At 54.5% G+C, this 6,920-nt stretch carries 7 protein-coding genes; 4 read left to right on the top strand and 3 right to left on the bottom strand.

Translation table 11 applies throughout. The features are described from left to right. The 4 genes from J7M22_12855 to J7M22_12840 form a co-directional block, all read left to right on the top strand. Nucleotides 1–777 (top strand): hypothetical protein (locus J7M22_12855; GenBank protein MCD6507497.1); only part of this gene is annotated, 777 nt, incomplete at its 5' end. A 17-nt stretch (nucleotides 778–794) separates the two neighbouring features. Next, complete coding sequence (locus tag J7M22_12850) at nucleotides 795–1,214, top strand: hypothetical protein (GenBank protein ID MCD6507496.1); 420 nt, start codon at nucleotides 795–797, stop codon at nucleotides 1,212–1,214. A 13-nt stretch (nucleotides 1,215–1,227) separates the two neighbouring features. Continuing rightward, nucleotides 1,228–2,199, top strand: a complete 972-nt coding sequence (locus J7M22_12845; GenBank protein MCD6507495.1) for an electron transfer flavoprotein subunit alpha/FixB family protein — start codon at nucleotides 1,228–1,230, stop codon at nucleotides 2,197–2,199. A gap of 4 nt (nucleotides 2,200–2,203) precedes the next feature. Continuing rightward, nucleotides 2,204–3,907: an acyl-CoA dehydrogenase family protein gene (locus J7M22_12840; GenBank protein MCD6507494.1), complete on the top strand. Its 1,704-nt coding sequence runs from the start codon at nucleotides 2,204–2,206 to the stop codon at nucleotides 3,905–3,907. A gap of 113 nt (nucleotides 3,908–4,020) precedes the next feature. On the opposite strand, the gene J7M22_12835 is transcribed toward J7M22_12840, so the two are convergent. From J7M22_12835 to J7M22_12825, 3 genes are all read right to left on the bottom strand, one after another. Continuing rightward, complete coding sequence (locus J7M22_12835) at nucleotides 4,021–4,905, bottom strand: LysM peptidoglycan-binding domain-containing protein (protein ID MCD6507493.1); 885 nt, start codon at nucleotides 4,903–4,905, stop codon at nucleotides 4,021–4,023. An 18-nt stretch (nucleotides 4,906–4,923) separates the two neighbouring features. Next, nucleotides 4,924–5,847 carry a PorV/PorQ family protein gene (locus J7M22_12830; GenBank protein ID MCD6507492.1) on the bottom strand — a complete coding sequence of 308 codons (924 nt, stop codon included), beginning with the start codon at nucleotides 5,845–5,847 and terminating at the stop codon, nucleotides 4,924–4,926. Between the two features lie 71 nt (nucleotides 5,848–5,918). Continuing rightward, nucleotides 5,919–6,920, bottom strand: a 1,002-nt coding sequence (locus tag J7M22_12825; GenBank protein ID MCD6507491.1) for an Ig-like domain repeat protein, incomplete at its 5' end; no start/stop codon positions are given.

Here is a 6,920-nt window from a genome sequence, read left to right as displayed (position 1 = left end):
GTTATCGTAAGGGAGATATGGGACACGAGGGATCTAGTGGGAAGCATCGTCGAGGAAGGCAAGATCAGAGAGGATAAGCTCACGACGAGGTTTGAACCGGAGGATCTAAACGCCCTGGAGATGGCGCTTCGGATCAAAGATCAGCATGGCGGTAAGGTGATCGCCATCTCGATCGGTCAGCCTAGGGAGGTCGACGTTCTGAGGGAATGTCTCTATAGAGGAACCGATGAGGTGATCAGGCTGGATGATCCCGCCTTTGCCGATCTGGATTCGCTCGCCGCCGGATATGTCCTCGCTCAGGCCATAAGGAGGATAGGCGAGTTCGATCTGATCCTATCGGGAGTAAACGTGCCTGAGGGCGAAAACTCCCTTTTGGCAAGCCACATCACTCAGTTCCTCGGAGTGGAACAGATCAGCTACGTCGATGATATCGAGGAGATGTCAGATAGGAAGATCGTTTGTAAAAAAGCTGTGGAGATGGGATACGAGTTCGTCGAGGTCAAGCTCCCCGCTCTTCTCATAGTCGGCGTGGCTCTGGTAAAGGATGATCCCAGGGCTCCCAGAAGCGCTAAGGCCAGATTGAAGCTGAAGTATAAGAAAACCTCCATTCCCGCATGGCGAGCTGAAGATATCGGGGTCTCGGATCTCTCCGAGCTGAAGGCCGTTCGGGTCTCCGGATACGATCCCATCCCTGAGAAAGCTATAGAGTCGAAGGAGATAGATCCGGAGGACGAAAAGGCCTTAAAAGCCATGCTAAACGAGATCCTAAGCGGATAATTTGGAGGTGATTGAGCTTGCGATCCGACGTGATAGCCCTTTTGACGGACAGGCTGGGGGCCGACGTCGTAGATGCTCTGGAAGGGCTGATGGATGAGAAGATAAGGGCGAGCGCCGTGACAAAGGATGAATACAGGGAGATACTCTCCAGACTCGATCTGCTGGAGAATAACTACCAGCATCTGGCCAAGGATGTTTCAGAGCTGAAAGGTGAAGTCTCCCAGCTGCGAAGGGAAATGTTGGAATTTATGAGAGAGGTTAACGAGCGATTCGATGGTGTCAACGAACGAATCGATAAGATCAACGATAGGATTGATGAGCGCTTCGATCAGCTTAATGCCAGAATAGACTCAATGATCCGCTGGACGGTAGGGACGGTGGCCCTGTTCGGCATCTTAATATCCGCCCTGATGACCATATTGAAATTCTTCGGATGATTAGGAGGTAAGGATGAAAATCCTCGTTTACGGCGAACCTGAGGATGGAAAGGCAACCGATCTGACGCTTCAATGTTTGGCCAAGGGGATCGAACTGGCGGGTCAAACTGAGGGTGAATCGGCCTGTGTGCTTATAGGATATGGGGTTAAAGGCGTCGCGGACGAGCTGATCTCCTGCGGGGCGGATAAGATCTTCCTCGTTGAGGACGAAAGGTTATCCGGATATACCACAACCCCATATCGTAAGGCCTTCAGCGAGGTGATTCGGGAATACTCCCCCGATCTAATTCTGCTGCCCGCCTCCACGATCGGAGATGACCTCGCGCCGGCGGCGGCGACCGAGCTGAGATCCGCCTGTGTCCTCGATTGTAATGAGGTTAAGCTGCAGGATGGGGATATCGAGCTCGGTCGGGTTGAATTCGACGGCAAGGTTATCACCAGATTCTCCCCGGCTAAAAGGCCCGTTATCGCCACCTTTAAGGACGGGATATCTGAGCCGGCTAAACCTCTGGCCGGCCGTCAGGGGGAGGTGATTCCGGTTGAGGTAAGCTTAAAGGATGAGGATCTGATCGCAAGAGTCGTCAGGCGCGATGTCGCCCGTAGGACGGTTGATCTCAGGGCGGCCAAGGTCATCGTCGCGGGCGGCGCCGGAGTTGGATCGAAGGAGAACTTCAAGCTGGTGGAGGAACTGGCTGAGGTTCTGGGAGGTGAAGTCGGCGCCACAAGGGCAGCCGTGGATGCCGGATGGACGACGCACGACAGGCAGATAGGTCAGACCGGCGTGACGGTCAAGCCGGAGCTGTATATCGCATGTGGCATAAGCGGCGCCGTTCAACACAGGGTCGGGATCATGGGAGCCAGGAAGATCGTCGCCATAAACATCGATCCCAACGCTCCGATATTCCGATTCGCGCATTATAAGATCGTCGGCGACCTGACCGAGGTGATACCCAAACTGATAAAGCTTGCTAAGGAGATGAGGTGAGGACATGGGGGATAACTTCTACCTGGATAACCCCGATTTGAAGTTTAACATGGAGAGATGGGTCGATTGGAAATCCATCGTCGAGCTGAAGGTCGATCTCGATTCAGATGAATGCCCGTTCAGCTCCGTCGAGGAGGCGATCGAAACCTACACCGAGATGCTTGCCGATCCTGTGGGCGAGTTGGCCGCCCAGAGATTTGCTCCCAGGGCTGAGGAGATAGATAGGGAAGGATGTGCCTTTGAGGACGGCGTGGTTAAGCTTCCTGAGGCGATGGAGCGTAACTTGAAGGAACTTAGCGAGGCGCAACTGATGGGCATTACATTGCCTGAGGAATACGGTGGACTTAATTTCCCAAAGACCTTCTACACGGCTGCCACTGAGATCGTATCGCGCGCCGATGTCTCGCTGATGAATTTCTTCGGCCTGCAGGGTATAGCTGAAACCATCGCCCTCTTCGCCTCGGAGGAGCTCAAGGAGAGATATCTGCCCGGGCTGTGCTCCGGGGAACTTACGGGCGCCATGGTGTTGACTGAGCCGGACGCGGGAAGCGATCTGGCAGCGATTCAAACCCGAGCGATCTACGATCCAGGGACCGATACCTGGAGGATCAGGGGAACCAAACGGTTCATCACCAACGGCTGCGGGGATGTGTTGCTCGTTTTGGCCCGGAGCGAGGACCCGGAAAGATACGGCGGGGGCAGGGGATTAAGCCTGTTCCTGGTGGAGAAAAGCGACGCCGTAAAGGTCAGAAGGATCGAGGATAAGATGGGCCTCCACGGTTCCCCCACCTGCGAGCTCTATTTCGACGATGCCCCAGGGTATCTGATCGGAAGGAGAGGGAGGGGGCTGACCAGATATACAAGCTGGCTGATGAGCGCCGCGAGGCTCGCCATAGCGGCTCAATCACTCGGAATCTGCGAGGCCGCCCTCAGGGAGGGGATCAGGTTCGCCGAGGAGAGGGAGCAGTTCGGGAAAAAGATCAAGGAATTCCCGCAGGTCGTTGAGATGCTCGTGAACATGCAGGTGTACACCGAGGCGGTCAGAGCTCTGACATATGCGGCCAGCCAGGCAGTTGATCTACAGGAGGGAGCCGAGCGCAAGGGATTGAAGGCCGAGGCAAGGAGGTATTCAAAACTTGCCGAAGCCCTCACTCCGATGGCCAAGTACTACTCCACCGAGAAGTGCATAGCCATCGCCAACGATTCACTCCAGATCCATGGGGGCAGCGGCTACATGAAGGATTACCCGATCGAGAGGATCTACCGCGATGCCAGGATAACCAACATCTACGAGGGAACCTCCCAGATCCAGGTCAACTGGGCGATACTCAGGATAATCAAGGGCGATCTGGATGAGACGTTGGATGAGATGCGTTCCAAAGATTTCGGCAAGCTTGAAGATCTCGCCTCGCTTGCACGACAGGGGCACGATGCTCTAAAACAAGCTGTGGAGCACCTCAGAGCATCAGATACCGACTATCGGGATCTCATGGCGCGCAAAGTCGTGGATATCGCCGCGGACGTCTACATCTCATATCTGCTTTTGGATCAGGCAACTTTATGGGATAGAAAGGAATCTGTAGCGGGGAAGTTCATATCCGATGCGTTGCCCCGGATCAAGATGAACCTCGAGCATGTCCTCAGCGATGATAGAAGGATTTTGGAGGAGTTCGACCGGATCGTTGACACATCGGCAGCCCAGTTATAAGATCCCAATGTAGGCATACAGTACGATATACGGAGGGATCGTCGAAACAAAAAAGGACGGGTGTTAAACCCGTCCATTCGGATTTTTGAGGTTTCTTTTCCTTCCCGGCTTTTCTATCTCGAGTTGAGCGTTGCCCAAGCCGTAGCTCCGACTATGGCTGCCAAGAAAGCCAATATTCTCTTGTTCCTGGATGGTTTCTCATAGGGCCATTCCGCCCGTTTGATCTTAGCATCCAGCTCTGAAACCGCTTTCTCAACGGCGGATACCCTTCTGGAGGTCGACTCCATTTCCTCCCTCAGCCTTGCCAGCTCCTCGGCCTTGGCTGCGATCTCCTCCATCCTGGAGTTCATCGTCTCCTCAAGGGCGCTGATTTTCTCCTCCAGCTTCTTGTTGGCATCGGCAAGCTCAACTATCTGTGACACACTGGCCTCTTTGGTCCGGGACATGGATCTCCGCATCTGCTCCATCCTCTTTTCAGAACCGGTCATCCTTCTCTCCAAACTGGAGGTAGATCTCCTCACCTGATCTATCTTCCTCTGGTTTGTCCTCAGAGCCGCTCTGATCCCCCTGTTTTGGGCCTTAAGCTCGTTCAGCGATTTTCTAAGCATGTTCAGTTCTTCGGAGGCTTGCGCGAATTGATCCGAGAGCTTCTCGTAGGATTCCCTCAGCTTTGCCAGCTCCTTCTCCAGCTCGCTCTTCATCTCCTTGGCGACCTCGATCGGCACCTGCATCTTCTCGCCCGGATAGATCAGATCGGGGTTTGTGTAATCGTTATACTTTTTGAACTCAGGCCATCTTCTGGGGTCTGAGAGGTATTTACCGGCCAGATGCCAGAGGGTATCCCCCTTCTCTATGGTTATGACTTTGACGGGTTTGTCGGTCGGTTTCATCGTGATCTTAGCATACGATGAGACGACCAACGGTCCCCAGCCTAGCATCAGGCATATATAGGCGATGATTCCGACCTTTAACAGATCGATGAGCTGTCTGATCCTCATGGTCTCATCCCCTTCCCCTTAGTAGGTATAGGAAAGCGACATAAAGTGTGTGCTTCCGCCTATGCGGTTGACCGTATCGTCCTCAGGGCTATAGGCGTAATCGAGCTGTAATCCGGCGACCCTAACGCCGAAACCCGCAAAGAGGCTGCGTCTGTCGCCCGTGTGAGATCCACCCGCCCTGAGGGCCAGGGCTTTGCCCAACCAGTATTCAACTCCCAGCTTAACGGAGAGCGTGCTTTCATCCACAGAGGAGAACTCCTTCGTGATATCGAAGGCGAAGGTGGCCTTGTTGCCCTGTAGGAACTGGACGGCAACGCCGAGATCCAGCATCGCCGGAACGGAATCCCCACCGATTTTGCCGAGCAGATTCCTCAGAGCTCCTCCACACGTCACGGTGTTATCGAAAGCCCTGTATATAACGCCTACGTCCACCCCACCGAATCCCATCGATCTGTCGTCATACCCTTTGGCGGAGAACTTATCGGTGAGGATCTTCATACCGGCCCCGAAGTTCAGCTTCTCCGCGGCATATCCATATGACAGCGCTATGGCGTTAGAGCTATGATTGAACTTCTCGGTGGGCTTGCCGGATTTGTCCCATCCCATTATATCCTCCGTCCCGGAGTTGATCCAGGCGAATCCCACCGCTCCTTTCCCCTGCAGATTCTTGACGACGCCGATGAAGCTATGTTTTCTGTCGAAGGAGAGTTTAGATGTATAAAGCGTGAAGGCCAGATCCTCTATGCAGGGTAATCCCGCCGGGTTCCAGACGCTTGATGTGGCATCATCGGAGACCGCGACGAAAGCCTTACCCATGGCTATGGATCTGGCTCCCGCTCCCATGCGCAGATACGGTGCTGCGTCTCCGGCGAAACCGGCGGAGATCAGTCCCAAAAGGGATAAAGTTGTTATTACGATCCCGATCATTCCCTTGCGAACCATTCCTCAACCTCCTTTGCCCCAGATCGTGGGGGTGTCGAGGGACGATGTCCCCCGACACCCAAAAAGGATCTTCACCTGTAGAGGGCTATCTTCAGAACCGTGGTCTTGGGCTCATCTGTGGCGGATTTAACGATGATCTGGCAGAAGTAAACGCCTTTGGCCAGCTCATCGCCGTCCTCGCTCTTGCCGTCCCACGTCTCACTCACCAACCCTGGCATCATCTCCTCTGAATCGGCGAGCGTTTTGACAAGCCTCATCGAGAAGTCGTATATCTTCACCGTCACCACGGCAGCTTGTGTGATCGTGAACTCTATCTTCGCCGGGCCCTCCGTCGGATTGAACGGGTTCGGGTAGACCTTAGGAGTTTGAACGACCAGCTTTTCGGCCTCCACGTAGAACTTCCACTCCCGCTCCATCTTATTTCCGACCTTATCGGCCAGTTCGATCTTAACCGTATGCTCATCCGGAGTCATCTCCTCAGCAGGCACATAGGCGGCTCTGCCGGCATCCTTCTTCAATTCCGCCGTAACGTCCTTTCCGTCCAGATACATCTTCACCGAGCTGATATCCACGCCTGCAAGATCATCGGTATAGGTGACCACTACCGGAGCCTTGGGTTTGACGAACTGCCCATCCATGGGCGTGTAGGAGAGGATGGTAGGCGGATTCTCCTCCAGCTTGAACTTCCACTCCTGTGAGGTCTTATTTCCGACCTTATCGGCGAGCTCGACTTTCACCTTATGTTCGCCCTTAGTGATCGGGCTGGTGGGTGTATAAGTCGCCTGTGTGGCCGACGTCTTTGCGCTTACCTTCTTGCCGTCCAGATAAAGCGTCACGGAGTTCTCATCGACACCCGAGCGATCGTCCGCGTAGGATACAACGATCATGGGTTTCAGCTCTCCGATCAACCCCGTCGGGCTCATGGTGACCACGCTCGGTGGGAGCGTATCGAGCTCCACCGTGAAGCTCCACTCCACCGTGGCGGAGTTATCATACTCATCGGTCACGGTAACCTTCACCTGAACCTCGCCTTCCTTCAACGCCGCCACCTTGAAGCTCGCCGTGCCTCCCGT

This window comes from Candidatus Poribacteria bacterium (assembly GCA_021162805.1).
Lineage (GTDB): Bacteria > Poribacteria > WGA-4E > B28-G17 > B28-G17 > JAGGXZ01.
This window is presented reverse-complemented; position numbering and strand designations above follow the sequence as displayed.

Coding starts and splice junctions, on each gene's coding strand:
- J7M22_12835 (MCD6507493.1), bottom strand. CDS start 4,905: ATGAGGATCAGACAGCTCATCGATCTGTTAAAGGTCGGAATCATCGCC.
- J7M22_12830 (MCD6507492.1), bottom strand. CDS start 5,847: ATGGTTCGCAAGGGAATGATCGGGATCGTAATAACAACTTTATCCCTT.
- J7M22_12840 (MCD6507494.1), top strand. CDS start 2,204: ATGGGGGATAACTTCTACCTGGATAACCCCGATTTGAAGTTTAACATG.
- J7M22_12845 (MCD6507495.1), top strand. CDS start 1,228: ATGAAAATCCTCGTTTACGGCGAACCTGAGGATGGAAAGGCAACCGAT.